General features: G+C 61.4%; 24 protein-coding genes. 8 read left to right on the forward strand and 16 right to left on the reverse strand.

The window, feature by feature from the left end:
• Window positions 1–15 precede the first annotated feature (15 nt).
• The 5 genes from CZ203_RS02690 to CZ203_RS02710 all read right to left on the reverse strand — a co-directional run bounded on the left by CZ203_RS02690 (window position 16) and on the right by CZ203_RS02710 (window position 5,293).
• On the reverse strand, window positions 16–1,596 hold the full coding sequence (locus CZ203_RS02690; protein ID WP_087064636.1) for an NAD(P)/FAD-dependent oxidoreductase: 1,581 nt from the start codon (window positions 1,594–1,596) through the stop codon (window positions 16–18).
• A complete protein-coding gene (locus tag CZ203_RS02695) occupies window positions 1,593–2,924 on the reverse strand; it encodes a CdaR family protein (protein ID WP_087064638.1) in 1,332 nt (443 codons plus the stop codon). The genes CZ203_RS02690 and CZ203_RS02695 overlap by 4 nt, the downstream gene beginning before the upstream one ends.
• Entirely contained in the window at window positions 2,921–3,772 is an 852-nt protein-coding gene (gene cdaA / locus CZ203_RS02700) for a diadenylate cyclase CdaA (RefSeq protein ID WP_087064640.1), read from the reverse strand. Before cdaA ends, CZ203_RS02695 begins: the two co-directional genes overlap by 4 nt.
• Window positions 3,773–3,908: 136 nt before the next feature.
• Window positions 3,909–5,045, reverse strand: a complete 1,137-nt coding sequence (locus CZ203_RS02705) for an aminotransferase class V-fold PLP-dependent enzyme (RefSeq protein WP_087064642.1) — start codon at window positions 5,043–5,045, stop codon at window positions 3,909–3,911.
• 20 nt (window positions 5,046–5,065) lie between these two features.
• Entirely contained in the window at window positions 5,066–5,293 is a 228-nt protein-coding gene (locus CZ203_RS02710; protein ID WP_159456326.1) for a DUF3343 domain-containing protein, read from the reverse strand.
• Between the two features lie 142 nt (window positions 5,294–5,435).
• Between CZ203_RS02710 and CZ203_RS02715 the strand changes: the two genes are divergently transcribed.
• The 4 genes from CZ203_RS02715 (at window position 5,436) to CZ203_RS02730 (ending at window position 9,685) form a co-directional block, all read left to right on the forward strand.
• Window positions 5,436–6,653: an ATP-binding protein gene (locus tag CZ203_RS02715; RefSeq protein ID WP_087064646.1), complete on the forward strand. Its 1,218-nt coding sequence runs from the start codon at window positions 5,436–5,438 to the stop codon at window positions 6,651–6,653.
• 151 nt (window positions 6,654–6,804) lie between these two features.
• Window positions 6,805–7,989: a glycosyltransferase family 4 protein gene (locus CZ203_RS02720; protein WP_087064648.1), complete on the forward strand. Its 1,185-nt coding sequence runs from the start codon at window positions 6,805–6,807 to the stop codon at window positions 7,987–7,989.
• Between the two features lie 10 nt (window positions 7,990–7,999).
• On the forward strand, window positions 8,000–8,626 hold the full coding sequence (locus CZ203_RS02725; RefSeq protein ID WP_227104353.1) for a TVP38/TMEM64 family protein: 627 nt from the start codon (window positions 8,000–8,002) through the stop codon (window positions 8,624–8,626).
• Window positions 8,627–8,641: 15 nt separating this feature from the next.
• Entirely contained in the window at window positions 8,642–9,685 is a 1,044-nt protein-coding gene (locus CZ203_RS02730; RefSeq protein WP_087064650.1) for a glycosyltransferase, read from the forward strand.
• Between the two features lie 43 nt (window positions 9,686–9,728).
• Here the strand turns inward: CZ203_RS02730 and CZ203_RS02735 are convergent, their stop codons facing one another.
• From CZ203_RS02735 to CZ203_RS14455, 9 genes are all read right to left on the reverse strand, one after another.
• The gene (locus CZ203_RS02735; RefSeq protein ID WP_087064652.1) at window positions 9,729–10,631 is read right to left on the reverse strand and encodes an SPL family radical SAM protein; all 903 of its coding nucleotides are present in this window, start codon (window positions 10,629–10,631) and stop codon (window positions 9,729–9,731) included.
• An 11-nt stretch (window positions 10,632–10,642) separates the two neighbouring features.
• Window positions 10,643–11,116 (reverse strand): 2-C-methyl-D-erythritol 2,4-cyclodiphosphate synthase, encoded by a 474-nt coding sequence (ispF, locus tag CZ203_RS02740; protein ID WP_087064654.1) that lies wholly within the window; start codon window positions 11,114–11,116, stop codon window positions 10,643–10,645.
• Window positions 11,113–11,838 carry a 2-C-methyl-D-erythritol 4-phosphate cytidylyltransferase gene (gene ispD, locus CZ203_RS02745; protein WP_087064656.1) on the reverse strand — a complete coding sequence of 242 codons (726 nt, stop codon included), beginning with the start codon at window positions 11,836–11,838 and terminating at the stop codon, window positions 11,113–11,115. Before ispD ends, ispF begins: the two co-directional genes overlap by 4 nt.
• A 41-nt stretch (window positions 11,839–11,879) precedes the next feature.
• Window positions 11,880–12,326 carry a CarD family transcriptional regulator gene (locus CZ203_RS02750; RefSeq protein WP_235847446.1) on the reverse strand — a complete coding sequence of 149 codons (447 nt, stop codon included), beginning with the start codon at window positions 12,324–12,326 and terminating at the stop codon, window positions 11,880–11,882.
• Window positions 12,286–12,996, reverse strand: coding sequence for a hypothetical protein (locus CZ203_RS14155; protein ID WP_143436093.1), 711 nt, complete (start codon window positions 12,994–12,996; stop codon window positions 12,286–12,288). The genes CZ203_RS02750 and CZ203_RS14155 overlap by 41 nt, the downstream gene beginning before the upstream one ends.
• Window positions 12,983–13,840, reverse strand: a complete 858-nt coding sequence (locus CZ203_RS02755) for a M23 family metallopeptidase (RefSeq protein ID WP_159456327.1) — start codon at window positions 13,838–13,840, stop codon at window positions 12,983–12,985. The genes CZ203_RS14155 and CZ203_RS02755 overlap by 14 nt, the downstream gene beginning before the upstream one ends.
• 93 nt (window positions 13,841–13,933) lie before the next feature.
• Window positions 13,934–15,412 carry a stage IV sporulation protein A gene (spoIVA, locus tag CZ203_RS02760; protein WP_087064658.1) on the reverse strand — a complete coding sequence of 493 codons (1,479 nt, stop codon included), beginning with the start codon at window positions 15,410–15,412 and terminating at the stop codon, window positions 13,934–13,936.
• 20 nt (window positions 15,413–15,432) lie between these two features.
• On the reverse strand, window positions 15,433–16,926 hold the full coding sequence (locus CZ203_RS02765) for a DUF3794 and LysM peptidoglycan-binding domain-containing protein (RefSeq protein ID WP_087064659.1): 1,494 nt from the start codon (window positions 16,924–16,926) through the stop codon (window positions 15,433–15,435).
• Window positions 16,927–17,185: 259 nt separating this feature from the next.
• Window positions 17,186–17,332 carry a hypothetical protein gene (locus CZ203_RS14455; RefSeq protein ID WP_159456328.1) on the reverse strand — a complete coding sequence of 49 codons (147 nt, stop codon included), beginning with the start codon at window positions 17,330–17,332 and terminating at the stop codon, window positions 17,186–17,188.
• Window positions 17,333–17,579: 247 nt separating this feature from the next.
• On the opposite strand from CZ203_RS14455, the gene nrdD reads away from it, so the two are divergent.
• The 4 genes from nrdD to CZ203_RS02785 are packed head-to-tail and all read left to right on the forward strand — an operon-like array spanning window position 17,580 to window position 21,295.
• Window positions 17,580–19,700 (forward strand): anaerobic ribonucleoside-triphosphate reductase, encoded by a 2,121-nt coding sequence (nrdD, locus tag CZ203_RS02770; RefSeq protein WP_087064660.1) that lies wholly within the window; start codon window positions 17,580–17,582, stop codon window positions 19,698–19,700.
• Window position 19,701: 1 nt separating this feature from the next.
• Complete coding sequence (nrdG, locus tag CZ203_RS02775) at window positions 19,702–20,193, forward strand: anaerobic ribonucleoside-triphosphate reductase activating protein (protein WP_087064661.1); 492 nt, start codon at window positions 19,702–19,704, stop codon at window positions 20,191–20,193.
• Window positions 20,194–20,207: 14 nt separating this feature from the next.
• On the forward strand, window positions 20,208–20,714 hold the full coding sequence (locus CZ203_RS02780; protein ID WP_087064662.1) for a dCTP deaminase/dUTPase family protein: 507 nt from the start codon (window positions 20,208–20,210) through the stop codon (window positions 20,712–20,714).
• A 47-nt stretch (window positions 20,715–20,761) separates the two neighbouring features.
• On the forward strand, window positions 20,762–21,295 hold the full coding sequence (locus CZ203_RS02785) for a nitroreductase family protein (protein WP_087064663.1): 534 nt from the start codon (window positions 20,762–20,764) through the stop codon (window positions 21,293–21,295).
• Between the two features lie 45 nt (window positions 21,296–21,340).
• Here the strand turns inward: CZ203_RS02785 and CZ203_RS02790 are convergent, their stop codons facing one another.
• Window positions 21,341–22,261, reverse strand: coding sequence for an RluA family pseudouridine synthase (locus CZ203_RS02790; RefSeq protein ID WP_087064664.1), 921 nt, complete (start codon window positions 22,259–22,261; stop codon window positions 21,341–21,343).
• Window positions 22,261–22,722 carry a signal peptidase II gene (gene lspA / locus CZ203_RS02795; RefSeq protein ID WP_087064665.1) on the reverse strand — a complete coding sequence of 154 codons (462 nt, stop codon included), beginning with the start codon at window positions 22,720–22,722 and terminating at the stop codon, window positions 22,261–22,263. Before lspA ends, CZ203_RS02790 begins: the two co-directional genes overlap by 1 nt.
• Window positions 22,723–22,762: the final 40 nt, after the last annotated feature.

Consider the following 22,762-nt stretch of genomic DNA (forward strand, 5'->3'; position numbering starts at 1 on the left):
CTACCTTTCTCTGCTCTAAAACGGTGCAAATTCACTCATAATGCGGTGTGCCACGCGGATACCGTCCACCGCGGCGGACATGATGCCGCCTGCATAGCCCGCGCCCTCGCCGCACGGCAGTAGCCCCGGCATGCTGACGCTGCCCAGATCCTCGCCGCGCTTTATGCGAACCGGGGAGGATGTCCGTGTTTCCGGTGCCGTAAGCACCGCGTCGGCTGCGGCAAAGCCGTGCATCCGCCGGTCGAACGCGCGCAAGCCTGTCCGCATTTTTTCCGTGATGAACGCAGGCAGGCATGGGTCGATCCTGCCCGGCACAACGCCGCGCGGATAAGTCGGCAGCACCCCGCCCAGCCGTGTGGTCGGACGGCCTTCCAGGAAATCCCCGACACGCTGGCACGGCGCGCCCGCGCCGCCTGCCAGGCGGTATGCCGCGCCTTCAATCCCTCGCTGGAAAGCGATGCCCGCGAGCGCCCCGCCTTCCGCAAAGTCTGCGGGGTCAACCGAGACCACAATTGCCGCATTGGCATTGCGCCCGTCGCGCGCATGGTAGCTCATGCCGTTCGTTACGGCGGTATCCGGCTCGCTCTGCGCGGCGACCACATGCCCGCCCGGGCACATGCAGAAGGAATAGCACGCCCGTCCGCCCTCGCGGTAAGACAGGGTGTATTCCGCGGGCGGCAACGCCGGATGGCCGGCAAATTTGCCGTACAGCATCCGGTCGACATCAGCCTGGAGGTGCTCGATGCGCGCGCCGACGGAAAAGGGCTTCGGCTCCAAATACACGCCCGCATCCCGCAGCATAAAAAACGTATCGCGGGCGCTGTGCCCAATCGCAAGGACGGCGCGCTCGCATGCGATATGCTGCCCATCTACAAATATCCCGGCAAGGGCGCCGTTACGCCCAGCCTCGATTGCCGTCAAGGGCGCGCGGAACCGGACGTCGCCGCCAAGGGCGGTGATCCGCCCCCGCATGGAGCGCACCACGTCCTTGAGGATATCCGTGCCGATATGGGGCTTTGCCTGCCGCAGGATCTCCGCCGGCGCGCCATGCCCCACAAACGTCTGCAGCACGGTTTCACACAGCGGGTCGTTGATGCGCGTGGTCAGCTTGCCATCGGAATACGCGCCCGCGCCGCCCTCGCCAAACTGGATGTTGCTCTCCGGGTCGAGCGCACCGCCGGCAAAGAATGCCTGCACCGCGCCGTCGCGCACGCCGATTTCGTCCCCACGCTCAAAAACCAGGGGATTGTAGCCGTATTGCGCGAGCGTATAGGCGGCAAACAGCCCGGCAGGCCCTGTGCCGATCACCACCGGGCGGTGCGGCAGGGGTCTGTCCCCGAATACCGGGGCGGCCTCCTGCGGCGCTTTCCAGCGCACGGACGGCGATGCGATCTGCGCCACCAACGCCTCTTCCCCGTCAATCCCATCCACACAGATGGTGTAGACCTTCGTGACCTTGCCATGCCGCGCGTCGATGGACTGCCGGTAAATCGCAGCTTCGCCGCCCTGCAGCCCATATTGGGAACGCGCCAGGCCGATGGCCTCGCTTTCCAGCCTGTCAAATGGCAACCGGATGCCTGAAATCAAAATACTCACGTTTCCGGTTCCCCCGCCTGTGCATCGCTGCCGTTATCCCCGCCGTCGGTGGTATCCGTCTCCGCTGGGGCAGAGATCGTTACCGCGGCCTGCAGCGAGTCTTCGCCGATCACCGTTATGCCGGAATTCTCCGGCAGCTCCACCTGCACGGGCATCATATGCGTGCCAATCCCATAGACCGAGGAGTCATAGGTAATGCTGACCTTGATATCGGCCGGGTCGAGCGCGGTGAGCGCGCTGTTCTTGCCGCTCAGGGTAATCTCAATCGCTTCCGCCGCAAGATCTGCAGCCGGCTTGGCCTCCGCCGGGCTTGTGTCGATCAGGTCGACGTCGCTGATTTTGACCATCTTGGAGGAAACGCCGTCGATCTGCAGCGTGACGGCCGCGGTCGCAGGCTGCCCCTCCATGAGCTTGACGCCGCTTGGCAGCTTGATTTCCATGTTGATCCGCGCGCCGGTCTGGACGCGTCCCAAGTCGATTTCGCCGAGCTTGATGGACTTCACCTTGCCGACCGCGCTTTCCGTACCGTAAATCTGCACCGTCTCCGGTTCAATTTTGACCTTTGCCATGTCCTCCGTGATATCCGCGCTCGGCCGGAGGCCCACCTCAAGCGGCACGGATGCAAACTTGTAAACCGGCACCGTCACGCGCACCTTGTCGACGTCGTACGACAGGTGCGGCGAGTTGACCTCCGCGCCGTTTCCGTCCAGCAGGACAAAGCCGCAGTTCATATTCTGCGTTTTGCTCAGCCCGTCCGCCTTGAGCGCCAGCCGCGCGGTGGAAACCGTTTTCAAAATACTCGCCGGGCCGTCTACGCGCACGGCCTGCGCGCCGACCTCGGGCGTTCCATACAGGTACCCGTCCGCCGCCGTACCGAATTCACTCGGCAGGGAAACCGGGACGTCCTTGTAGGTGACCTCGTCAATCGTCAGGCGCACGCGCCCCGTCCGGTATGTGTCGTTGATGGAAACCTGCGCGCTGTCCGGCAGGCGGATGGTATAGCGCAGCTCGTGCTCCCCCGCCGTATCGATATCGGAGACATCGACGATGACGCGCACCTGCTCGACCCGCTTTTGCAGGCTCGAAATATCGGACGCTTTGCCTTCGGCGGAAAAGGTGATGCTGGCCTCCTGTCCGTCGATCACGGAAAGGTTATGCTTTTCCATCAGTACGTCTTCCCCAACCAGCTCGATGCTGCCGGGCACAGTTTTGAAGTTATGGTTGCGGATCGGATCCTTGTCGGTCATCGCCACGCCCCAAAGCAGGATGGCGAGGGCGACCGCAAGCGTGCGCATGGGCAGGTCGGTTTTTTTGAAAAAATTCTTCACTTTTCCTTCGACCTCCACTTTTTCAGCCCGCGCTTCCCGCTTTTTGTATCCTCCTCCGCTGGCAACAGTTCGGCGCGCAGCACCTTTTCTAGCGTTTCCGGCGCAAGGTGGCGCTTGAGCATGCCGCCGATCGCAACGGAAATCGAACCTGTTTCCTCAGAGACGACGACCAGCACGCTGTCGGAGACTTCGCTCATGCCGACAGCGGCGCGGTGCCGCGTCCCAAGCTCCTTGCTCAGCGTCTGGTTGCCGGACAACGGCAGTACGCAGCCGGCCGCCAGGATCCGCCCCTCCCGTACGATCATCGCGCCGTCATGCAGCGGGGACTTCGGGTAAAATATGTTCTTAATCAGTTCCGCAGATGGCGCGGCGTCGACATACGTCCCGTTTTTGACGATCTCGCCGAGTTTTTCCGAACGCTCGAACACGATGAGCGCGCCGGTACGCGTCCAGGACATGGCCTCGCATGCCGCGGTGGTCTGCACGATGCAGGTCTCCACCTCGCCCTCTTCGTGTTCCCGTGTGGAGGCGATCAGCCCGGACACCATCTTGCCCTTGCCAAGCTGCTCCAGCATCCTTCGCAGCTCCGGCTGGAAAATGACAACCAGCGCAATGACGCCCCAGGTGATCGCCTGGTCCATCACGTAGCTGATCGTATTGAACCGCAGGACTTTGGCGAACTGCGTCAAGACCAAAATAATAAAAACGCCCTTGATCAGACGTTCCGCGCTGGTATCCTTGAGCAGCTTCATAACCTTGTAGATTAAGAACGCCACAATTAAGATATCAATTGCATCCGTAATTGACGCCGTCCTGATATAGTCCAGCATCTTATCCAAATAATCCATGCACTACACCCAACCATAGTATTTCGGCAGCCCGCCCCCGGCGAACTGCCGCTTCCTGTCCTTTTGACGATACATATTTATATTAGCATATGGCACAGCCCATGTGAATAGCTTTCACAGACTTTTCATTTTTCCTTCATAATTTCTTTTTGACAATGTCGGCGTATTCTTGCGTAAACCGCTCCACTTCCCCCATCGTATTGAAATATCCGACCGAAGCGCGCACCGTGCCGCTAGCCAGCGTGCCCGCGCTGCGGTGGGCGAGCGGCGAGCAGTGCAGCCCCGCGCGCACGCAGATGCCGCGTGCCGCGAGCGCTTCCGCCAACCCCTCACAGGCGAAGTCCGCGCGCCGGAACGACAGCACGCCGCACTGCGCGCGTTCGTCGTCCGCCGCAAACACCTCAGTGCCCGGCACGCCGCGCAGGCCTTGCGCGAGCGCATGCAATAATTTACGTTCGCGCCGGAGGATCGTATCCTGCTCCACGCGTAAAATAAAGCGTACGCCCTCCGCAAGCCCGGCGATACCCGGCGCGTTAAGGGTGCCGCTTTCAAAGCGGTCGGGCAGGAAATCCGGCTGCCGGATGTCGCTCGACACGCTGCCTGTACCGCCCTGGAGCAGCGGCGCGCGCAGTTCGTCGGACAGCGCAAGCAGGACGCCCGTGCCTTGCGGCCCATAAAGCGCCTTGTGGCCGGGCATGCAGACCGCCGCCAGGCTGGTATAGCGCGACACGTCGATATCCAGGATGCCCGCAGACTGCGAAGCGTCCAGGATCATCGGGATCCCGTGCGCGGTGAGCAGCGCGTCCAGCGCGGCAAGCGGCGCGACCGCCCCAAACACGTTGGAGACATGGTTTACGATAAACAGGTTTGCCCCCAGCCCAATCGCCTTTTCGGCCGCAGTTACCATGGCCGCGCCATCAAACAGCGGGCTTTCCAGCACAATGTATTCCGTGCCCCGCTCGGTCAGCGGCCGCACGACGGAGTTGTGCTCGTAACCAGTGACCGCGGCGCAGGTATCCGTGCGGCACAGGGCGTGTATCGCAAGGTTCAGCGCGTAGGTCGCATTATAAGTGAAAATCACGCGCGTGCAGTCGTCCAGCCGGAACAGCCGCGCGACCGCCTCGCGGCAATCATAAATTAGTTGCCCGGCATGCATGGCCGGACGGTGCCCGCTCCGCCCCGCGCCCGCCGCCGTGCGCATGGCAGCGGAAACCGCCCAATACACCTGCTTTGGCTTCACAAGGGTCGTCGCCGCATTGTCAAAATAAATCATCGCGTCCTCCTCCCTGCCGGTTAATCTTCCAGAATGTGCACTTTACAGGGGACAAAATTCTTTTCCTGCAGCCGTCTCTGCGCCGCGTCGAGTTCGGAACAGTCGATCCGGACGGCGTAGGAGCAGGAGCTGGTACGGTCCTGGCGTGGCGGGCGCGTCATGGCCCCGCGGATTCCCGCGCCTTCCAGCAGACGGTAAGCGGCGAACGCCTCGGTCTGCGAACGGCATACGATTAAAGCTTTATGCATTATGGTCACCATCCATTTTTCAGTCTTTTCCATCCTATGCATTTTGCACGGGAAACGCGCGCAAGCTCCTGGTATCCTTGCAAAAAAAAATGCTGTGTGATATCCTTAAATTGAAAATAAATTAATTTTATGGGGTGTTTCCATGAACCAGCAGACTTTGCGGCTGCGCGCCGCTTCGCTTTCCGTGTTGCGCAACATCGGCGACCTGCCGCTTTACCGGCATTATACAGGCGTCTTTTCCAGCTTAAACGGCGACATTAGCCGCTTTGCTGAAGCTTACGGCGCACTTTGCGATATGGTATACCGCACGGGGGACGTCGGCCGGGCGCTGGCGGACGCCGTGCATTTTGATATGAACGCGCTGACCGCGCTGGTGCCGTCGCCCGCGCCGGCTTTCTTGCTGGACGCGGCCACGCGCGACCTGGAAACGCTCCAGGCCGTCGCCGCGCTCGATGGCGAGGCCCTGCTTTCCTATGCGCGCGAAGCCTTCCCCGGCTGCGGCGCGTTCCTGGACGGCCTGCCGCGGTTCCCTGCGGGCTCGCCGCTCCCGGTGTCCGACGGCGCGGCGCTTTATGCGTATTACCATGCAGAAGGGTATGGCCCCTTCGCGCAGGGCACGGCGTTTTCCGTCGGTGCGGACGCATGCATCTCACCGATTTTCCATGCCGACCCGATCCGCCTGACCGACCTCAAAGGCTACGAGCGCCAGAAAAAATCCATCATCGATAATACGCTGTCCTTCCTGGAGGGCAAAAATGCAAACAATATTTTGCTGTACGGCGACAAGGGCACCGGCAAATCCTCCACCGTCAAGGCCGTGGCCAACGAATTTGCCCCTCTCGGCCTCAAAATCATTGAACTGCCTCTCTCCCGGATCACCGCGTTCCCCTCGCTCTGCACGCAGGTCTCGCAAAGCCCCTTCCATTTTATTGTATTCCTGGACGACCTGTCCTTTAACCAGGAGGATGAAAACTTCACCGCACTCAAGGCCTTTATTGAGGGCGGCATCACCGGCAAGCCTGAAAACCTCCTGATTTATGCGACATCCAACCGCCGCCATCTGGTCAACGAGCGCTTCTCCGACCGCCAGGGCGACGATATCCACATCCGCGACACGCTGGAGACCATCACCTCGCTCTCCGACCGTTTTGGCCTGGAGATCACTTTCTCCGTACCGGATAAGGACGACTACCTTGTTATTGTAGACCAGCTCGCGGACGAGCAGCAGCTCGATATCCCGCGCGGCGAGCTCCATCTGCTAGCAGAGCGTTTCGCCCTGCGCAAGAACGGGCGCTCCCCCCGTACGGCGCGCCAATTCATCAGCTACCAGGTAACACAGCTCCGCGAGGCGGATTCCTGACGCATTTCCCCCTTTAATTTACGCGTTTTTTGATGTTTTGTACGTTTATTCCACCCAATTCGGATTATTAAGCAATTATTTATTTTTCGTTAAGAATTAAGCAAGAACTGTATGATATCCTAAGTACAGTTAAAAAGAGAAGAGTGATGATATGAAGATATTGATAACTACCGACACCTATGCCCCCTCGGTCAATGGCGTGGTAACCTCGATCCGCAGCCTGTGCGCCGCGCTGTCTTCGCTCGGACATGAAGTACGCATCCTGACCCTGGCGCCCAAAGCCGAACGGTCTTATCAGGAGGATAACGTCTATTACCTGCGCTCCTTCCGGTGCGCGGTCTACCCGGACGCCCGCCTGACGATTGCCTTCCGCGACCCGCTGCTCCGCAAAATCGAAGAGTGGTCGCCGGATATTATCCATTCGCAGACCGAGTTCAGCGCATTCTTCTGCGCACGGCACCTGGCGCGCCGGTTGGGTATCCCGCTGGTACACACGTACCATACGTTATATGAAGATTATACCTGCTACTTCAGCCCGAGCAAGACGATCGGCGCGCAGGCCATCCGCTCCTTTACGCGGCTGGTCTCCCGGTCGGTCACCGTGCTCTGCGCCCCTTCGGTCAAGGTGCAGCAAACGCTTATGCGTTACCGCGTGCACGCCCCGATCTCCGTACTGCCGACCGGCATCGACCTCTCCCGTTTCGGACATGCCCTCCCCGCCCAAAAGCGCGAGGCCCTGCTCCACGGGCTGGACCTGCCGCAGGATGCGCAGGTCATCCTCTCCCTCGGCCGCATTGCCGAGGAAAAGAATTACGACGTGCTGCTGCAAAATGTCGCGCCCGTACTCCGCGAACGGGAAAACACCTATTTCCTCGTGGTCGGCGACGGCCCTTACCGAGAGGAGCTCGAAAAACAGGTCGATTTCCTTGGCCTGCGGGACAAGGTCCGCTTTTCCGGCATGGTAGCGCCGGGGGACGTCCCGGCGTACTATATGCTGGGCGACGTATTCGTCTGCGCCTCCACCAGCGAAACCCAGGGGCTGACCTATCTGGAAGCGATGGCCAGCGGCCTGCCGCAGGTCGTCCAGAAGGACGATTGCTTGCTCGGCGTGGTAAACGACGGCGAAAACGGTTTCCAGTACACCAGCCCGGAAGAATGCGCAAACCGCCTGCGCACGCTGCTCGACGACGACGCATACCGCGGTATGCTGTCCGAAAACGCCAAGGCGGGCGCCCATAGCTTCGGTATGGAGGTCTTTGGTGAACGCGCGGAGTCCTGCTACCGTGCGCTGCTCTCTTCCGCTGTGCCTGCGCGCAGCGCCGTGCTCTGTGAATGAGGTAACCCGAATGGAAAACATCAAAAATATGAAAAAGCCCCTCCTGCCGCGCCGCGGCGTGCCCTCCGACATGATCCTGCATATCGTTTCAACCGGTGGGCTGATCGCGACCATTGTCCTGGTGCTGGTCGGCTGGCGGTATGGTATTTTCGACTCCCAGGCGACGTTTTCAAACTTTATGATGCAGCTTGGCTGGCTGGCCATCCCGGCGTTTATCGCCATCCAGGCCGTGCAGGTCATTATCCCGATCCTGCCCGCGGCCATCGGCTGCAGCGTAGGCGTCATCGTATTCGGCCCGGTCTGGGGCTTCGTCTACAACTATGTCGGCATCTGCATCGGTTCCATTATCGCGTTCCTGCTGGCGCGCAGCTACGGCCTGCCGCTGGTGCGCCGCATGGTGCCGCAAAAGCAGTATGAAAAGTATAATGGCTGGCTGACCCGCGGCAAGGCGTTCGACCGGTTCTTCGCCATCGCCATCTTCGCGCCCGTCGCGCCGGATGACCTGCTGTGCTACCTGGCCGGGCTGACCCCGATGTCCCTGCGCAAGTTTACCGCCATCATCCTGCTCGGCAAGCCGTTCGCCATCTTCCTGTACAGTGCGGGGCTGACCGCCCTGGTCACCTTCTTCTGGCACTAAAGAAAGGGAATCTATATGAAAATACTGCTTTATTCCGGCCATCTGAACTGGATCTATAAAAGCGGCGTGGGCCGCGCGCTCCGCCACCAGCGCCGCGCGCTCGAGGATGCCGGCGTGCCCTACACCACCGACCCGAAGGACGATTATGATATCGTGCATATCAATACCATTTTCCCGTCCTCTTACCTGCTCGCAAAGCGCGCGCACCGCAAGGGCAAGCGCGTCGTATATCACGCGCATTCCACGCAGGAGGATTTCCGCAATTCGTTTTTGTTTTCCAACCAGGTCGCGCCGCTTTTTAAAAAGTGGATTTCAGCCTGCTACCGCACGGGCGACCTCATCCTGACCCCTACCCCGTATTCGAAGTCCCTGCTGGAGGGCTACGGGCTTGACCGCCCGATCGTCAGCGTTTCAAACGGCATCGACCTTTCCTATTTCGACCGCGCACAGGCAGACGGCGCGCGTTTCAGGGAAAAATACGGCATCAAGGACGGGGAAAAGGTGATTATTTCCGTCGGCCTGTTCCTGGAGCGCAAGGGCATCCTGGAATTTGTCGATATGGCAAAGCGCCTGCCGCAGTACCGCTTTATCTGGTTCGGCGAAACCGACCTCAAGACCGTGCCGGCGGCCGTGCGGCGCGCGGTGCGCACCCAGCTCCCCAACCTGACGTTTGCAGGCTATGTAGAGAGCGATGCGCTGCGGGACGCCTATGCGGGCTGCGACTTGTACTGGTTCCCGACGCATGAGGAGACCGAAGGCATCGTCCTGCTGGAAGCGTTCGCCATGCGCGCGCCGACGCTTATCCGCGCCATCCCGATTTACGAGGGCTGGCTGCGCCATGGTGCAAACATCTACAAGAGCAGCACGCAGGAGGGGTTCCAAAAGCTGATCGGCGACATCGTTGAAAAGCGTGTCCCCAACCTTACCGGGGCGGCTTACGAAGTCGCACAGGAGCGCTCGATCCATGAGATCGGCCGCCAGCTCCGCCGGCAGTATGAGTCCCTGCTGACCCAGTCCCAGCCGCAGCGCCTGCCTGTACTCGGTACATCAAACCCCTGAAAAACATATAAAAAAGCCTGTGGCGTAATTGCCACAGGCTTTTTTATATACCGTCAAACAGGGATATCTGCGGGTCTTCCACCCGTTGCAGCCGTTCCTGCATGGGCTTTGTATAGCTGTTGGAGAGGCCGTACTGCTTGCGCAGGGCGTTGAACATTTCATAAAAACCGTTTTTGTAATGCCGCTCCGCACCGCCGGTCTTATAAAGCGTGACCATTTCCGCATGGAGCGCCGGGAACTCACGCTGTACAAATGAAAGGAACGCCTGGCGCGTCTCCCCGCGCAGGTACATCATCCCGGGCAGGACATAATGTACACGGCAATCCCGCGCATTTTGCAGCAGCGCGTCCATGTTTTCGCGGCTGTCCGTCAGGTGCGGGATGATCGGCATCAGGTGCAGCCCGACCGAGGCGCGCGTTTCCCGGAAGGCGCGCAGCACCTCGAAACGCTTTGCGGAGGGCGCCGCGCCCGGCTCCAGCTTGCTGCGGAGCCCCTCGTCCATCGTGGTGATGGTCTCCGCAATATTGACATAGGTGATATGCGACAGCTCGTCGATCAGGTCGTAATCCCGCAGCACGAGCGCGGATTTGGTCGAAATAATCGCGGGCGTCTTGTAGCGGATGAGCAGGCGCAGGATCTCCGGCATCAGGCGGTACTGTGCCTCGGCGGGCTGGTAACTGTCTGTCACCCCGCCGATATTGACCACTTCGCGCTGCCAGTCCGGCGCGCTGAGCTGCCGCTCAAGCTGCTCGGCGATATTTGTTTTTACATAGATATCGCGGTAAAAGTCCGTGCCGTCCCCCACATATTTATGCGAGCCGAGGGCATAGCAGTAGCAGCAGCCATGCGCGCAGCCGCGGTAAATGTTGAGATCCCATCGGTAAGGCGTTTTGCGCTTCAGCCGGTTGCAGGCCGACTGGCACGTGATTTCGTGATATTGTCCCATCTGCGCGCCCCTTATTTCGGCTCGATCAGGCAGACGGCATGGGCGGCAATGCCCTGCCCCGCGCCGGTAAAGCCGAGGCCTTCTTCCGTCGTCGCCTTGACGCTGACCTGTCCCGGTTGCACGCCCATCGCTGCGGCCAGGTTTTCGCGGATTTGCGCGATATGCGGCGCGAGTTTCGGCGCCTGCGCCAAAACCGTGGCGTCGAGGTTGCCGAGCCGCCAGCCATGCGCATCGAGCACACGGGTTACCTCGCGCAGCAGCGCGATGCTGTCCGCGCCTGCAAAGCGTGGGTCGCTATCCGGGAACAGGTGGCCGATATCGCCAAGCGCGGCCGCGCCGAGCAGCGCATCCATGACCGCGTGGGTGAGCACGTCCGCATCGCTGTGCCCCAGCAGGCCGGTTTCGTGCGGGATGTCCACGCCGCCGATGATGCAGCGGCGGCCGGGCACCAGCCTATGTACGTCATATCCGTGGCCAATCCTCATCTGTCCGTCCTCTCCGCCAGGATCGCTTCCCCCATTGCAATGTCCTCCGGCGTGGTAATCTTGATATTTTCATAGCTGCCTGCCGTGGCGCGCACATCCACGCCGAGCGCCTCAGCCGCCGCGCAGTCGTCCGTCAGCGTGCGGCCCGCGCGGACCGCCTCGTCCAGCGCCTGCTCGATCAGGTTCCAGCGGAACACCTGCGGCGTCTGCACCGCCGCCACGGTCTCGCGCGGGATGTCGGCCATGATCCGGCCGTCCTCCACGCGCTTGATGCTGTCCTTGAGCGGCACCACGGGCGCGGCCGCCCCGTACTGCCTCGCCGCCTCTACGGCCTCGCAGATGATGCCGGCCGTGACCAGGGGGCGCGCCCCGTCATGGATCGCCACCAGCTCGGTGTCCTCCGGGCACGCCCTGACGCCCGCGAGCACGGAGTCGGCGCGCGTCTCGCCGCCGCGCACGATATTCGTCACCTTGGAAAAGCCGTAGGTGCGCACCAGCTTGCCGTACGGCACGATATCCTGCTCCCGGCAGGTAATAATGATCTCATCGACCTGGCTGCAACGCTCAAACACCGCAAGCGTGCGCGCCAGCACGGGTACGTCGAGCAAGGGCAGCAGCAGCTTGTCCTCCCCGCCCATCCGGCGGGACGAACCCGCCGCCGGGATCACGGCGCATACGCGCCCGCGCGGTTCCTGCCTGTTCTTTTTCAGAAAATCAAACATCTTCATCATCCTATCCGATAAGAACAGCCCTGTCTACACGATTATAAACAGAGCCGTTTGTCCAGTATTTCTTCAATCCTGCCGGGTTCGTCCGCAAGCGCGAGCGCAAGTTCGGAAACCAGGATACGCTGCGCGGAGCCCAGCATCTTCTTTTCGCCAGTGGACAGGCCGCGTTCGCCGTTCCGCCGCATCAGGTTCTTGACCACCTTGGCGACCTCATGGATATCGCCGCTGCGGATGCGGAGCATATTTTCACGGTAGCGCCGGTTCCAGCACTTGTCCTCGTCCTGGCCGATCTCCCCCATAAAACCGATCAGTTCCTGTGCATCTGCGCGGGAACAGACCGGTCGCAAGCCGATTTCCTCGCTATTTTTGACCGGTACAAATAAAACCACATCGTCCAGAATCAGCTTCAGGGCATAGTACTGCACGGACTCGCCGTCAATCTTACGGTCGACAATTTCCTCGATTACGCCCGCCCCGTGCATGGGATGGACCACCTGGTCGCCTGGAGAAAACATCTGCATCACCCCGCTGTTCACAACTATGCGATTTTCCACTATATGTTTTCATTGTATCCCCTTTTGCCCTTTTTTGCAAGTTTTTTTGCTGCAATAAAAGTAAACAGCCCATTCCAAGCACGCCTACGCCGTAACCGGCCGCTGCCAGTGCCGCCCCAGCCGCTGCCAGCACCGCAGCCGCCGCCACAGACACCGCCCTGCACAGCCGTCCCCCTGCCGCGCCGAGCGGCGAAAGCGCGCAAGCGAGCATCGTCCCGCCGTCCAGCGGCGCCACCGGCAGCAGGTTAAACAGGCCGAGCAACACGTTGGCGCCCGCAAAGGCGTAAGCCTGCGCGCCCGCCGCGAGCGCCGCCGCGGCAAAACTTGCCGCAGGCCCTGCCGCCGCGATGCATAGCCGCTTTGCCGGGCGGTCGGCCGCCCGGTAGCGCATGACTGCGCCTGCCGCGCTGAGCTGTAAGCACAAAAACCGCCCCCCGCACAGCCGCAGCACCAGGTAATGACCGGCCTCATGCGCCGCCGCGGCGCACAGGAACAGCAGCAGCACGCCGTTTGCATCCAACAGGAGCAGCGCGGCGAGCAGCAGCCAGAACGAGTCCTGGACGATTACCGCGGGCGCTGCTGCGTCAATACGTGACATAATGCAGCGGGTTGAGCGCCTTGCCGTCCCGCCAGACCTCAAGGTGCAGGTGGTTGCCGGTCGCGTTGCCGGTCGCGCCGACCTGCGCGATCTCCTGCCCGGCTGATACGGCGTCGCCCTTCTTTGCAATCAGCTTGCTGCAATGGGCGTACAGGGTGGAAAAGCCGTCCGCATGGTCGACAATTATATAATTGCCATAGCTGCCGTCCCCGGTTTCGCGCACGGTACCGTCTGCGAGCGCGCCGATCGGCGTACCTTCGGGCGCGGCGAGGTCAAGGCCGAAGTGGAAGCTGGCCTTGCCGTTAATGGGGTGCGTCCGCTGGCCAAACGTCGAACTGAGCGTCGCTTCCACCGGCTGCACATGCGCAAAGCCCATGACATAGGCGGTTTCGTCCGCGGTTTTGGGGAAGAGCGTCTGTTCGCGGTCTTCCAAATCCTCCGCGAAGCCGCCCGCCTCGACATAATCGGGGGCGGGGTCGGCGGGCGCGGCGGCATCCTGCCCTGCATCGTCCTGCGCCGCATCCCCAGCGGCTTCCGGCGCGGCCTTCGGCACCTTTGCCCCCGGTGAAAATACCGCTTTCATGATATCGTGCCCGCCGAACACCTCGAGCAGGGCGTCCCCGTCCGCAAGGCGGCCTGCAGCCTCCATCACTTGCCCCACGTCCGCCCCGCCGCGCAGGATGCCCGCCGCCTGCCGGCGCAAGTCCTGTGCCGCGTCAAAATCGGCGTATTTCAGCAGCACCGACGCCAAAAAGACCACAATGCAAAGCAGGAGCTTGATATCGTTCTTCGTGACCGGCTTGCCCGGCGGCCGCCCCGGGCGGCCTTTCTGTTTTACCGTCATGTTGATTCCGTCCTCCATTTTCCCATGCGTGCCCCGTGGAACAATAAATCCCCCGAACGGACAGATTCGGAGGATTTATCGGGGCGCGCGGCGCTACAGGATGATGCAGATCAGGCCGCCGCTGCCTTCGTTGATGATTTTGGTCAGGGTCTCCTGGATTTTTCCGCGCGCCTCCTCCGGCATGCGGCCGAGCTTATTGTTCAGCCCCTCCCCAACCAGCTCGCTGAGCGATTTGCCGAAAATATTGCTCTGCCAAATGCGCTCCGGCTCCTCGTCGAACTCGCTTAGCAGGTAATGTACCAGTTCCTCCGACTGCTTTTCGCTGCCCACAATCGGCGACACCTCGGTCTGGATATCCGCCCGGATGAGGTGGATGGACGGCGCGGACGCGCGCAGCTTGACGCCGTAACGCCCGCCCTGCTTGACGATCTCGGGTTCCTCCAGCGTCAGTTCGTCAAGCGACGGCATGACGATCCCGTAGCCCGTGGCGCGCACCTGCTCGAGCGCGCCCTGCACCCGCTCGTACTGCCGTTTGGTCTCCGACAGCTCCGCCAGGATCGGGATCAGGTCGGCCTCGTCCCGGATATTCACGCCGGTCTGTTCCCCGACGATTTTATAAAAGACCTCGTTTGGCACGTCAACGTGCAGCCGTACATTGCCGCTGCCGAGGTTCATATCGCTGACCGCGGACGCGGCGACATATTCATTTTCCCCAATGGCCTTGGCCGCGGACTGCATGTCGCGCATCTTGGAAATCGAAACCGCCGCCTCGCGGATCGCGCCGTAAATCGCGTTCTGCACCGGGTGCCCCTGCGGGAGCGCGCCGACGAAACGCGGCAGCTCCACGCCAATTTCGCGCACCGGGAACTCATACAGCACGTTGCTGATGATATCCGCGATATCGCGCGTTTCCAGCGCCATACAGTCGACCGCCAGCGCCTCCACACCGTGCTTTTGGCGCAGCTCATCGCGCACGGCCTGCGCCGCTTCGCCGTCCGGCTCGCGCGAGTTGACCAGCGCCAGGAACGGCTTGCCGAGGTTTTGCAGCTCCCGGATCACGCGATCCTCCGCGTCGACATAACTTCCACGCGGGATGTCGGTAATCGTGCCGTCCGTCGTGATGACGAGGCCGATCGTCGAGTGCTCGGAAATGACCTTCTTGGTGCCGATCTCAGCCGCCTGGCTCATCGGGATGGGGTCGTCGCTCCACGGCGTGGACACCATGCGCGGGACGTCGTCCTCCATGCTGCCGAGCGCGCCGTCCACCAGGTAGCCGACGCAGTCAACCAGCCGCACGCGGCAGCTCCCGCCGCCGGGCGTTGAGATTTCCGCCGCCTCTTCCGGCACAAATTTGGGTTCCGCCGTCATGATCGTGCGGCCGGAACCGGATTGCGGCAATTCGTCCTTGGCGCGCTCCCGCTTGTAGACGTTGTCGATGCCGGGCAGCACCATCGTTTCCATAAACCGTTTGATAAAGGTCGATTTGCCGGTGCGCACCGGGCCGACGACGCCGATATAGATATCGCCGCCCGTGCGCCGGCCGATATCCTCATACAGGCTCTTATTGTCCATTTTCGTCCCTCCTTACCCCTCTACTTTTCACAAATTGGGATGAGCAGCATCTGCCCGCACGCACTGGCCGCGTCCTCGGGCAGGCTGTTCGCCCCGCGGATCGCCTGTACCGTCGTGCGGTAGCTCTTGGCGATATCCCAAAGCGGTTCCTCGCCGTTGACGTACCGCAGCACCAGCGTCACCGCGCCCATGCCGCTATCCGCCGCGGGCTCGCCCGCCTCGACCGCTGTAATATCGTTCACCATGCATTCCGTGCGCTGCAGCAGGCCGCCGCCCACGCCGATGCGCAGCGCGGCGCCGTCGCCGTTCGGCGAGGCTGTGACCGTAAGCGTTACGTCCTGCGCCGCCAGCTGCTCACTAGCCTGCGCCAGCTTGACCGGCACCGTCAGCGTGCGGCCGGCGCTGTACAGCCCGCCGTCGTCCGATGTGTAGAGCAGGCGGACATACATCGTGACGCGCATGGTCTCCGGATCCTCCTGCTGTACGCCGTGGCACACTGCGGACGCGTCGACCACCTGCGCGATCCGCATGCCGAGCGGCATGGACTCCTCCGCATTGCCCGCCAGCGCGCCCTGCGGCCGCATCCCGAGGATGCGCACCGGCTGTGCCTGCACCTCAAGCGGGCGGGTCGTCTGGTACAGGTCGCGGATCGTGCGGAGCTGCTGCTCCTGCTCGCTGCACAGCAGCGCGCAAGCGCCGACGCCGACCGAAAGCACCCCGGCGTCGTGCAGTTCGCAGTCCAGGTTCTTGACCGCAAAGCGCACGCGCAGCGGCTGCCCCTCTTCGAGTCCGTCCATTTCGAAAATCTGGGTGAACGGGACCATCTGTTCCATGGTGCGCAGGCCGTCCGGCTGGAGCAGCAGGCTGTGCAGCACCGCGTCCCCCTTGACGACCGCCTTGCCATGCATCGTGCGGCAGTCGCCGAGACGCATCGTGCACTGTGTATGGAGCAGCTTCGCATCCCCCGCACCGGCCAGTTCAATGTCGTCGAGCACCGTGAAATCCCGGTTCTGCACCGTGGCCGGCAGGCATACCGTATGGGTCTCATGCAGGATTTCGAGCGGCAGCTCGCCGCCGTCGACGTCGCCGGTCAGTTCCAGCGCGCGCCGGTCGTAGGCGTCGGTCTCAAAACACAGCCGCGCGGTCACGCTGACCTTGCGGGAATTGACCGCGCGCGCATCGACCGAAACCACCTGGCAGCGCACGAAGCATACGCTGTCCGCGGTCAGCCCCTTCCCCTCTTCAATGTGGGCAAAGCTCAGCGGTACGACCAGCTCGCGGTACGCTTCCTCCCCCTCGGGCTGGTACAGCACCGACGCCCTGACCGTGCCGGACACGAGCACCCGGTCGTTTTGCGGCGACTCGTCCTTAATCACGGCATTCCCCGTCGCACAGATGATACGTGCGATATCGGGATAGGCGTCGGGCACGATCGCATCCGTGCTTTCCTCGTAGACCGAGGTGCGGTCCAGCGTCAGATCATAGAACTGTATGGTGTTTCTGATAAGCTCCATAACGGCACACTCCTCCTTTTTGACTGCTTCTATCCCCAGTATATTGTCCGCGGCGGGACAATATGAGAAAAGCCTGTAAAAAAGGATGCCCGCGCAGGCAAAAAGCGGAGACGCCCGTCTCCGCTTTCCCACAGTCAGTTTTCTTCCGGCTTGCCGATTTTAAACAGCTTGCGCAGGATACCGTTTAAGTATTTCGGGCTCTTCCAAACGACGACTTTCACTTATCCCACCTCCTCCAAATGAACTGGGGCTTTTGCACTCATTGCCGCAGGAGCAGCACGCCCACGGCAATCAGCAGCGTCCCTAAAACCCATACGGTGCACCATGACGGCAGCAGGCCGCCGATCAGGACGCCAAGCCCGAGGGCCGCTGCCGCCAAACCGATCGCTCCCGGAAAGCATCCCATGGCATCACGCTCCTATCCCAGTATAAGCGCGCGCCCCCGGATGGGTGCAAGAATCTTTGCGCCGCCCCGCGACACCCAATATTTAGTGGCATTTTCTTGTCAACCCCACAACAGGTATCTTTTTGCTTTTCTACAGGATATCGTAATTTGGCATTTTGGGGCGCTTTCTTTTGTATGGTTTGTTCCTATCGCAACCCCTATGGAAGTGATATAATGGGAAAGCATTTCAGATAAGAGGAGGGTCGATATGATCTATGTGATAAAGAAGGATAACACGCGCGAGGAGTTCAACGTCCAAAAGGTCGTTGCCGCCGTTAATAAGTCGGCGTACCGTGCGCTTGTCGAATTTACGCCCGAGGAAATCGGTTTTATCTGCGGCTATGTCGAGGATACCGTACGGCAAATGAAGGTCAGCGAGGTCAAAATCGCGCAGATGCACAATATCGTCGAGGCCGCGCTCGAAGCGGTGCGGCCGGAGGTCGCCAAGAGCTACCGCGACTACCGCAACTACAAGCAGGACTTCGTCGGCATGCTGGACAGCGTCTATAAAAAAAGCCAGTCGATCATGTACATCGGCGACAAGGAGAATTCCAATACGGATTCCGCCCTTGTCTCCACCAAGCGCAGCCTGATCTTCAACCAGCTCAACAAGGAGCTGTACCAGAAGTTCTTCATGACGACCGAGGAACTGCAGGCCTGCCGCGACGGCTATATCTACATCCACGACATGTCCGCCCGCCGCGATACGATGAACTGCTGCCTGTTTGACGTCGGCAACGTGCTGCGCGGCGGGTTTGAGATGGGCAACCTGTGGTATAACGAGCCGAAAACGCTGAACGTTGCGTTCGACGTAATCGGCGACATCGTGCTCTCGGCGGCGAGCCAGCAGTACGGCGGCTTTACCGTGCCGGGCGTGGACAAGCTGCTCGAGCCTTACGCGGAGCGCAGCTATGCGATGCTGACCGAAAAATACGCCCGCCTCGGCCTGTCCCCGGAGGCCGTCGAGCGCGAGGTCATGGCGGATATCCTGAACGACTTCGAGCAGGGCTTCCAGGGCTGGGAGTACAAGTTTAACACCGTCGCCTCCAGCCGCGGCGATTACCCCTTCATCACGATGACCATGGGCACCGGCGCCGGGCGCTTTGCCAAGCTTGCCTCCATCACGATGCTGAATGTGCGCCGCAAGGGCCAGGGCAAGAAGGGGCAAAAAAAACCCGTCCTCTTCCCCAAGATCGTTTTCCTGTATGATGAAAACCTGCACGGCCCCGGCAAACCGCTGGAGGACGTGTTTGAGGCCGGCATCCTGTGTTCCTCCAAGGCCATGTACCCGGACTGGCTCAGCCTGACGGGCGAGGGCTACGTCCCCTCGATGTACAAACAGTACGGCGAGATCATCAGCCCGATGGGCTGCCGCGCCTTCCTGTCCCCCTGGTATGAGCGGGGCGGTATGAAGCCCGCGGACGAAAACGACCGCCCGGTCTTTGTCGGCCGGTGGAACATCGGCGCGGTTTCACTGCACCTGCCGATGATCCTGGCCAAGGCGCGGCAGGAAAACCGCCCCTTCCACGAGGTGCTCGACTATTACCTGGAGCTGATCCGCAAGCTGCATATCCGCACCTATGCCTACCTGGGCGAGATGCGCGCCTCCACCAACCCGCTGGCCTACTGCGAGGGCGGCTTTTACGGCGGCCGCCTCGGCCTGCATGAGAAAATCAAGCCGATCCTGAAAACCGCGACCGCCTCCTTCGGCATCACGGCTCTCAATGAATTGCAGCAGCTTTATAACGGCAAATCCCTGGTGGAGGACGGCGCTTTTGCGCTTGAAACGCTGCAGTATATCAACGACAAGGTCGCGCAGTTTAAGGAGGAGGACGGCAACCTGTACGCCATCTACGGCACGCCGGCCGAAAGCCTTTGCGGCTTGCAGGTGCAGCAGTTCCGCGAGAAATACGGAATTGTCGAGGGCGTGTCCGACCGTGAATACGTGTCGAACAGCTTCCACTGCCATGTAGCCGAGGAAATCACGCCGGTCGAGAAGCAGGACTTTGAAAACCGCTTCTGGAACCTGTGCAACGGCGGGAAGATCCAGTATGTAAAGTACCCGATTGATTATAACCTGGACGCCATCCGCACGCTGGTGCGCCGCGCGATGCGGCTCGGCTTTTACGAGGGCGTCAACCTGTCGCTGTCCTATTGCGACGATTGCGGCCACGAGGAGCTGGAAATGGACGTATGCCCCAAGTGCGGCAGCCACAACCTGACCAAGATCGACCGCATGAACGGCTACCTGTCCTACTCCCGCGTCAAGGGGGATACCCGCCTGAACGAAGCCAAGATGGCGGAAATTGCAGAAAGAAAGAGCATGTGAGATGCGATACCACAACATTACAAAAGACGATATGAAAAATGGGGACGGCCTGCGCGCCGTCCTCTGGCTTGCCGGCTGCGAGCACGCCTGTCCCGGCTGCCACAACCCGGTGACCTGGGATGCGGCCGGCGGCCTGCCGTTCGACCAGGCGGCGCGGGACGAGCTGTTTGCCGAGCTTTCCAAGGACTACGTGGCGGGCGTGACCTTCTCGGGCGGCGACCCGCTGCACCCGCAGAACCGCGACGGCGTCGCGGCCCTGTCCCGCGAAATCCGCGCGCGTTTCCCCGGTAAGACCATCTGGCTATATACCGGCTACCTGTGGGAGGCCTGCCGCGGCCTGGAAGCCGTGCGGCTTGCCGATGTACTCGTCGACGGGCCGTTTCTCCGGGAACAGGCGGTTTCCACCCTGCACTGGCGCGGCAGCGCAAACCAGCGCATTATTGACGTGCGGCGCACGCTGGCGGAAAATCAGCTTGTGCTGCATGCGGAATAGGAGTATAATCTGACATGGAACGAATTGCAAAATTTCACAAGGTGAGCCTGCCGCAGTTCCTCGCGGACTGGACTGAAACCTTCGGCGGCGCCGAGGACGAGGCGCGCGCGGCGTATGACGGCGTACGCCTGCCCGTGCGGGCGACCGCCGGCTCCGCCGGATATGATTTCTTCGCCCCCAAAACGCTGACGCTCGCGCCCGGCGAAACCGTCAAGGTGCCGACCGGCGTGCGCGCGCAGATGCAAAACGGCTGGGTGCTGCAGATTTTCCCGCGCTCCGGGCTGGGGTTTAAATACCGCCTGCAAATGGACAACACCGTCGGCATCATCGACAGCGACTATTTCGGCGCGCAGAACGAGGGGCACATCTTCATCAAGATGACCAACTGCACAAACAGCGGGAAAACCGTTGAAATCCCCTGCGGCAGCGGCTTTGCGCAGGGCGTTTTCCTGCCCTTCGGCATCACGGAGGACGACGGGGCGGGCGCCCAGCGGCGCGGCGGCTTCGGCAGCACCACCTGACCTTTGTAAATTCCAAATACATTACATATATACGGAGGATTTACACCATGAATACCGCAGATTGCATCCTGTCCCGCCGCAGCGTCCGTGCTTTCCAGGACAAGCCCGTCCCGCACGCGCTGTTTGAGGAAATCGTCGGCCTTGCGGCATACGCGCCTTCCTGGAAAAACACCCAGATCACGCGATACATCGCGATCGAGGACAAGGCCATGATCGCCGAGATTGCGGAAAAGTACGCCCCGTTCAACGCGCACGTGCTTTCCACCTGCCCCCTGCTGGTTGCGGCGACCGTCATCAAAAAGCGTTCCGGCTACGAGCGCGACGGCTCCTTCACGACCGACCGTGGCGACGGCTGGCAGATGTTTGATTGCGGTATCGCCTGCCAGACGCTGAGCCTTGCGGCGCACGACAACGGCCTGGGCGCTGTCATCATGGGGGTTTTCGACCGGCCGGCGCTCGAAAAGTACCTTGCGGTACCGGACGACCGCGAACTGGTTGCGCTGGTTGCCATGGGCTATCCGGCGGAAGAACCCGCGGCGCCGCGCCGTAAGCCGGTGGAAGAACTCCTTTCCTGGCGGTAAAACCGTATAAAAAAGCCCCGGAAGCTATTGCTTCCGGGGCTTTTATCATGTCATTTTTTCAAGCTTTTGCAGGATTTCTTCAAAAGACGCCGGGCGCGGGGCGGTAAACGACAGTTCCTCCCCGGTCGCCGGGTGGGTCAGCGTCAGCCGCCATGCATGCAGGCATTGCCCGCCGATTCCCGCGAAACGGTCCTTGGGCTGCCCGTATAGCGGGTCGCCGATGATCGGGTGCCCGATCGCCGCCATATGCACGCGGATTTGATGCGTCCGCCCGGTCTCCAGTTCAAAACGCAGATGCGTGTAGCCGGGATAGCGCGCAACCACCGTAAAGTGCGTGACCGCCTCCCGCCCGTCCGGCACGACGGCCATCTTCTTGCGGTCGGTCCGGTGGCGGCCGACCGGCTTGTCGACCGTGCCGGCGTCCTCACGCACGGTACCGCATACGATCGCCTCGTACTCCCGGCGCACCGCGTGCCGCTGGATCTGCGCGGCCAGGTGCTGGTGCGCGCGGTCGTTCTTTGCGACGACCAGCAGGCCGCTCGTGTCCTTGTCGATACGGTGCACGATGCCGGGGCGCAATTCGCCGTTGATGCCGGAAAGCCGCCCGCCGCAGTGGAACATGAGGGCGTTGACCAGCGTGCCGTCCCAGTTCCCCGCCGCCGGGTGCACGACCATGCCGCGCGCCTTGTTCACCACAATGATATCCGCATCCTCATAAACGATGTCGAGCGGCAGATCCTGCGGCACAAGGCCAAGCTCCCGCACAGGCGGGCAATCGACGGCCAGCGTTTCCCCGCCGCGGATTTTATAATTCTTTTTGACCGGCACGCCGTCCGCCGTCACATGCCCTTCGGCCAGCAGCTTTTGCACCGCGGAGCGCGTGGGCGCATCCTCCTGCGCGCTCAAATAGCTGTCCACACGCATGCCCGCGTCCTGCGCCCCTGGGATGTAAATACGCTGTTCCATTACTTCTTTACCGCCTTGTCGTGCTGGAAAAGCAGGTAATAGGCGAACAGCACCCCGCCGACGCAAACGAAAATATCCGCGACGTTAAATACCGGGAAATGGATCAGCCGGAAATCGAACAGGTCGACGACAAAATGCCGGAAGATACGGTCGAGCAGGTTGCCGACCGCGCCGCCCGCGACGATGTACAGCGACCAGCGGCCGAGCGCGCTGCGCACCAGCCCCCGCCGTACGGCGATCACGATTGCGCACAGGATCGCAATTGTCAGCAGCACAAACAGCCAAATCTGGTTTTGCAGCACGCTGAACGCCGCGCCGCGGTTCTCGACATAGGTCAGGTGGAAGACGTTTTCAATCAGCGGGATCGTGTGCCCGGGCGCGGCCTGCAGTGCCGTTACCGCCCAATATTTCACCAGCTGATCCGCCGCGACCATCAGAATAATTGCTATAATAGCGACCATAAGCCCCTTCTCCTTCATAAGTAAAAGGGCAGGCGGTATG

The sequence above is a fragment of the Intestinibacillus massiliensis genome (genome assembly GCF_900155735.1).
GTDB lineage: Bacteria > Bacillota > Clostridia > Oscillospirales > Butyricicoccaceae > Intestinibacillus > Intestinibacillus massiliensis.

Excerpts from the sequence above, each read along its gene's own strand:
- spoIVA (WP_087064658.1), bottom strand. The coding sequence starts at position 15,412 with ATGGACAATAAGAGCCTGTATGAGGATATCGGCCGGCGCACGGGCGGC.
- CZ203_RS02790 (WP_087064664.1), bottom strand. The coding sequence starts at position 22,261 with ATGGAACAGCGTATTTACATCCCAGGGGCGCAGGACGCGGGCATGCGT.
- CZ203_RS02730 (WP_087064650.1), top strand. The coding sequence starts at position 8,642 with ATGAAAATACTGCTTTATTCCGGCCATCTGAACTGGATCTATAAAAGC.
- CZ203_RS14155 (WP_143436093.1), bottom strand. The coding sequence starts at position 12,996 with ATGTCACGTATTGACGCAGCAGCGCCCGCGGTAATCGTCCAGGACTCG.
- CZ203_RS02750 (WP_235847446.1), bottom strand. The coding sequence starts at position 12,326 with ATGCACGGGGCGGGCGTAATCGAGGAAATTGTCGACCGTAAGATTGAC.
- ispD (WP_087064656.1), bottom strand. The coding sequence starts at position 11,838 with ATGTTTGATTTTCTGAAAAAGAACAGGCAGGAACCGCGCGGGCGCGTA.
- CZ203_RS02735 (WP_087064652.1), bottom strand. The coding sequence starts at position 10,631 with ATGGGACAATATCACGAAATCACGTGCCAGTCGGCCTGCAACCGGCTG.
- CZ203_RS02715 (WP_087064646.1), top strand. The coding sequence starts at position 5,436 with ATGAACCAGCAGACTTTGCGGCTGCGCGCCGCTTCGCTTTCCGTGTTG.
- CZ203_RS02780 (WP_087064662.1), top strand. The coding sequence starts at position 20,208 with ATGGAACGAATTGCAAAATTTCACAAGGTGAGCCTGCCGCAGTTCCTC.
- cdaA (WP_087064640.1), bottom strand. The coding sequence starts at position 3,772 with ATGGATTATTTGGATAAGATGCTGGACTATATCAGGACGGCGTCAATT.
- CZ203_RS02720 (WP_087064648.1), top strand. The coding sequence starts at position 6,805 with ATGAAGATATTGATAACTACCGACACCTATGCCCCCTCGGTCAATGGC.
- CZ203_RS02725 (WP_227104353.1), top strand. The coding sequence starts at position 8,000 with ATGGAAAACATCAAAAATATGAAAAAGCCCCTCCTGCCGCGCCGCGGC.
- CZ203_RS02710 (WP_159456326.1), bottom strand. The coding sequence starts at position 5,293 with ATGCATAAAGCTTTAATCGTATGCCGTTCGCAGACCGAGGCGTTCGCC.
- lspA (WP_087064665.1), bottom strand. The coding sequence starts at position 22,722 with ATGGTCGCTATTATAGCAATTATTCTGATGGTCGCGGCGGATCAGCTG.
- nrdG (WP_087064661.1), top strand. The coding sequence starts at position 19,702 with ATGCGATACCACAACATTACAAAAGACGATATGAAAAATGGGGACGGC.
- CZ203_RS02765 (WP_087064659.1), bottom strand. The coding sequence starts at position 16,926 with ATGGAGCTTATCAGAAACACCATACAGTTCTATGATCTGACGCTGGAC.
- CZ203_RS02785 (WP_087064663.1), top strand. The coding sequence starts at position 20,762 with ATGAATACCGCAGATTGCATCCTGTCCCGCCGCAGCGTCCGTGCTTTC.
- nrdD (WP_087064660.1), top strand. The coding sequence starts at position 17,580 with ATGATCTATGTGATAAAGAAGGATAACACGCGCGAGGAGTTCAACGTC.
- ispF (WP_087064654.1), bottom strand. The coding sequence starts at position 11,116 with ATGAGGATTGGCCACGGATATGACGTACATAGGCTGGTGCCCGGCCGC.
- CZ203_RS14455 (WP_159456328.1), bottom strand. The coding sequence starts at position 17,332 with ATGGGATGCTTTCCGGGAGCGATCGGTTTGGCGGCAGCGGCCCTCGGG.
- CZ203_RS02755 (WP_159456327.1), bottom strand. The coding sequence starts at position 13,840 with ATGACGGTAAAACAGAAAGGCCGCCCGGGGCGGCCGCCGGGCAAGCCG.
- CZ203_RS02705 (WP_087064642.1), bottom strand. The coding sequence starts at position 5,045 with ATGATTTATTTTGACAATGCGGCGACGACCCTTGTGAAGCCAAAGCAG.